The sequence below is a fragment of the Hanamia caeni genome, from assembly GCF_003721595.1.
Lineage (GTDB): Bacteria > Bacteroidota > Bacteroidia > Chitinophagales > Chitinophagaceae > Ginsengibacter > Ginsengibacter caeni.
The window spans coordinates 1-5,298 of the sequence record NZ_RJJR01000035.1 but is presented as its reverse complement, the minus strand read 5'-3'; the positions used below and the strand labels follow the sequence as shown (position 1 = coordinate 5,298).

At 38.4% G+C, this 5,298-nt stretch carries 2 protein-coding genes; both read right to left on the bottom strand.

Translation table 11 applies throughout. The features are described 5' to 3' along the window. Positions 1-296: 296 nt before the first annotated feature. Positions 297-2,672, bottom strand: coding sequence for a 3-hydroxyacyl-CoA dehydrogenase/enoyl-CoA hydratase family protein (locus EFY79_RS21150; protein ID WP_123122754.1), 2,376 nt, complete (start codon positions 2,670-2,672; stop codon positions 297-299). A gap of 306 nt (positions 2,673-2,978) precedes the next feature. Next, entirely contained in the window at positions 2,979-5,093 is a 2,115-nt protein-coding gene (gene metG, locus EFY79_RS21145; RefSeq protein WP_262685244.1) for a methionine--tRNA ligase, read from the bottom strand. Positions 5,094-5,298 lie beyond the last annotated feature (205 nt).

Here is a 5,298-nt window from a genome sequence, read left to right as displayed (position 1 = left end):
ATTTTTTTCAAACTCTTTACAAACTTATTAAAACAAAAAATGGAGAATTCTTCAGCTCTTTAAATCTTAAATTTGGTTTTTAAGGGTTGACTAATTAATCTGAAACGCTGCAATTATTAATCTAAAAGACTTTCATTATTCTTTCCATAGAATAAAATCGTTTAGGAAAGCTTTTGATAAATCCTGAATTTCTTTCTTTCAAGAACAGAAATAAAAAAAGGCTATTTGTCTACCTACCGGTGGGCAGGTTTGTTTACTGTAAAGAATTTAAATACAATAAAAAAAGATTAGCTCAATTAATTCCTTACCGGCTTTCCGGTTTTTAAAACACTTTGTAGTCTTTCCAAAGTTTTCTTTTCTCCACAAAGACTTAAGAAAGCTTCGCGTTCAAGGTTTAATAAATATTGTTCATTTACTAATGTAGCCTGGCTAAGATCGCCGCCACACATCACATACGCCAGCTTTTTTGCAATCTTTACATCATAATCGCTGATATAATTTCCGCGATACATTCCATTAATTCCTGCATACAACATTCCCAGCCCTTCACGGCCTAACACTTTAATATCAGTTCTCTGAACCGGTTGGGAATACCCTCGATCATATAAATCAATAACACTTTGCTTTGCTTCTGCAATTCGTCTTGATTGATTCATAGAGATTTCGTCTACCCCTTGCCGTAATATTCCCAATTCATAAGCTTCCACAGCAGAGGTAGAAACTCTGGCAGTGCCGATAGTGATGAACCGGTTTTGTAAAGGAATTGTTTCAGGTTCGTTGTGCTGAATCGCATCCGACGCGCGCAAAGCAAACTCTTTCGTTCCGCCGCCGCCGGGAATAAGGCCAACGCCCACTTCCACCAATCCAATATACGTTTCGGCAGCAGCCTGCACTTTATCAGCATGCAAACAAATTTCACAACCGCCGCCAAGCGTAAGCCCGTGAGGAGCGACCACAACCGGAATGGATGAATACCTGATTCTCATAGTTGAATTCTGAAACATTCTGACCGCCATATCTAATTCATCGTATTCCTGTTCAACAGCAAGCATAAACATCATCGCGATATTAGCGCCGGCGCTGAATTGCGCGGCTTCATTTGCGATTACCAATCCTTTATATTTTTCTTCTGCGATGGCAATGGATTTATTCAAACCCTCCAACACTTCCCCACCAATGCTTCCCATTTTTGTATTCCACGTTAAACCGACGACATCGTTTCCTAAATCATATAAATTACATGCGCTGTTTTTCCAAACGGTTTTTTCTGTAAGGTCACTAAGAATGATAAAGGCATCACCGCCGGGAATTGGTAAATATTTTTTAGTACTAACGTCATAGTATAAACGTTTTCCATTTTCAACTTTATAAAAAGATGTATATCCATCCGCAATAAAATCTTTTACCCATTTCGCCACTTCATATCCATTTTGGTTCATCGCTTCAACGGTTTCTTTCACGCCCAAAACATCCCAGGTTTCAAATGCCCCAATCTCCCACCCAAAGCCTGCTTTCATGGCATCATCTATCCGGTACAAATCATCACTTATTTCAGGAATACGGTGAGAGATATACGAGAAAAGAGCATAATGAAACAGGCGATAAAATTCACCCGCCTTATCCCGGCCCTGGGATAACGCTTTTATCCTTTGTTTAAGATCTTCAACGGGTTTTGCAGTTTCTATTGTAGCAAATTTTGGCTTTTGCCTTGGCGCATATTCAAAAGATTTTAAATCGAGTGTAAGAATTTCTTTTTGCCCATCAGCGGTTTTAATTTTCTTGAAAAATCCCTGGCCGGTTTTGTCGCCCAGCCATTTGTTATCTACCATTTTTTGCAACCATGAAGGGATGGTAAAAATTTCTTTAGCTTCATCATCCGGGCAATTTTCTTTTACTCCGATTGCCACCTTTACCAAGGTATCAATCCCCACAACATCGGCTGTGCGAAAAGTTGCTGATTTTGGCCGCCCGATGATAGTTCCCGTCAGCGCTTCTATTTCATCAATGTTCAATTCCAGTTTATCCATGATATGGAATATGGACATGATGCTGAAAACGCCGATTCTGTTGGCGATAAAGGCCGGCGTGTCTTTGCACAAAACGGTTGTTTTTCCTAAAAACAAATCACCATAATGCATTAAAAAATCAACTACCTCTTTATCAGTAAATTCAGTTGGAATAATTTCGAGCAATCTCAAATATCTCGGCGGATTAAAAAAGTGCGTGCCGCAAAAATGCTTTTTGAAATCATCGCTTCTCTCTTCGGCCATAAGATGAATGGGAATTCCTGAAGTGTTGGAAGTCACGAGCGTGCCGGGTTTTCGGAATTTTTCTACCTGTTCAAAAATCTTCTTTTTAATATCCAATCTTTCTATTACTACCTCAATAATCCAGTCGCACTCCGCGATGTCTTTCATGTTATCTTCAAAATTGCCCGTAGTAATTTTTTGTAAATTCTCTTTTGTATAGAGAGGCGAGGGCGAAGATTTTACTGCTGCTGCCAATGCATCATTTACGAGCTTATTTTTGCTTTTTGAATCTTTACCTTCGGGCGCCGCGATATCCAGCAACAAAACCTGCACGCCTATTCCTGCAAAAAGACAGGCAATTCTGCTTCCCATTACGCCACTTCCCAATACCGTAACTTTCTGAATGTTTCTTTTGTGTAGCATAATTTATTTAGTTAGTTAAACAACTATTTTAAGTCTAAATTAAACTATTTTTTTAACCCAAAATATTTGTAACTCTCCCTCGCTTATAAAGAAAATAAACAGCAGTGAAAGGATAAATGGGTAATATTTATTTTCAATGGGAATCCATTTGCAAAAGTTTACAAAAGGAGAGCGAACATCCGAAAGAAGGAATTCAAAATCGAACTTAAAAACATAAAAGCCCGGTCAATAGAACAGTAAAACTGGAAATAAATTGATTTTTTATTTTGGTTTAAAGGAATTAGCTGGCTGGAATTCACTAGACGCTTAACTCACACTACTTCCATTCTCAATTATATTTTCGGGTTTTACAAAATGCAATTTTCCTTCTGCGTCTTCGGCCATTAATATCATTCCATTGCTTTCAATACCACGCATTTTTCTCGGAGCTAAATTAGCAACAACTACGACTTGTTTTCCGGTAATTTCTTCGGGAGAAAAATGTTGGGCAATGCCGGAAAGAATGATTCTTTTTTCGAAACCCAGATCAATTTCAAGCTTTAATAATTTATCTGCTTTTTCTATTTTTTCAGCAGAAAGAATGGTGCCGACTTTCAAATCAATTTTCGAAAAATCATCAATGGCAATTTCTGGCTTCTGCTTTGCGCTTTCCACCTTCTGCTTTTGATCTGCTTCCTGCTTTGCACCTTTTTCCTTCTGCTTTTCACTTTCAGCTAATCCTTTGTTCAACTTTTCTATCTGCGCCGCTACTTCGGCATCTTCAATTTTCCTGAACAATAATTCCGGCGCCCGCAAACTATACCCAACACTTAAAAGCTTTGTCTTTCCTGCATTTTCCCAGTCAAGCATTTTATCAACCACCTTCATCATGTGAATCATTTTTTGAGCAGTGAACGGCAAAAACGGGTTAATGAAAATTGCAAGATTGGCGCAAAGCTGTAAACAAATATGTAAACAATTATCTATCGCCTGCTGCGCTTCGGGCGACAATTGCCCTTCATCAGTCGTGTGTTTTGCAACAATCCAGGGCTGCTTATCCTGCATATATTTATTTCCTTTTCTCGCCAGGTCAACCACTTCAAATAATGCTTCACGGAATTTGAAATGCTCTATAAGATCTTCGATTGTTGTTTTTGTAAGTGAAAATTCTCGGATCATCTTTTTATCCGCATCGTCCATGATTGTGTTGTGTGCGGGAGGTACTTTTCCATTGCACAATTTGTGCATCAACACAAATGTCCTGTTCACAAAATTTCCAAAGATGGCAACGAGTTCACTGTTGTTTCTGTCCTGAAAATCTTTCCACGTAAAATCGTTGTCTTTCGTTTCCGGGGCATTAGCACATAAAACATAACGGAGTACATCTTGTTGCCCGGGAAAATCTTTTAAATATTCATCTATCCATACAGCCCAATTGCGGCTGGTAGAAACTTTTTGCCCTTCAATGTTTAAAAATTCGTTGGCAGGAACATTTTCGGGTAACACGAAATTTCCATGAGCTTTCAGCATCGCCGGAAAAATAATGCAGTGAAAAACAATGTTATCTTTTCCTATAAAATGAACCAGCTTTGTATCTTCCCGGCACCAATAATCTTTCCAATTATTGTTCAATTCTTTTGTAGCAGAAATATAGCCTATTGGTGCATCAAACCAAACATACAGAACTTTTCCTTCAGCATCCGGCAAAGGCACTTTAACGCCCCAATTGCTGTCGCGTGTCATGGCTCGTGGCTGCAAACCATTGTCCAGCCAGCTTTTGCATTGGCCATACACATTATTTTTCCAGTCCTTGTGATCTTCCAGGATCCATTTGCGTAAAAATTCCTCATAATTCTGCAAAGGAAAATACCAATGCTTTGTTTTCTTTCTTACGGGAATGGCGTCGCTCAAAACACTCCGTGGATTAATCAGTTGTTCGGGGCTTAAAGATGATCCGCATTTTTCACACTGATCGCCATAAGCATTTGGATTGCCACAGATTGGACATGTTCCGACAATGTATCTGTCGGCTAAAAACATTTGTTTTTCTTCATCAAAAAATTGTTCCGATTCTCTTTCTTCAAACAAACCTTTTTCATGCAGATTCAGAAAAAAATCCTGAGCTGTTCTGTGATGAATTTCGTTGGAAGTTCTTGAAAAAATATCAAAGGAAATTCCCATCTGTTCAAAACCGTCTTTGATAATTTCATGAAATTTATCAACCACTTGCTGGGGTGAAACATTTTCTTTCATCGCACGAATCGTAATAGGCACGCCGTGTTCGTCGGTGCCGCTTACAAATTTTACATCCAGTTTTTTTGCTCTTAAAAATCTAACATAAATATCACCTGGTAAATAACATCCCGCCAAATGACCAATATGCAAAGGTCCGTTGGCATAGGGCAAAGCGGTAGTAATTAAGTATCTTTTAAATTCCTTCATAATAAATTTCAAAATTGAATTTGCAAAAATACCGCAAAGCAAGCATTGCCCAAAGAAACAGCATGTATATGCAATTTTTGAAGGATACCCGGCGTGGATTTCAGTGTTTATCTAGTTAATCCTTAATAACCCAAGTAATCCACAAATAGGAAAGGTTTGGGGATAAAAAGGCCAGATAAATTTTGCAGAAGAAATGAAATTTGTA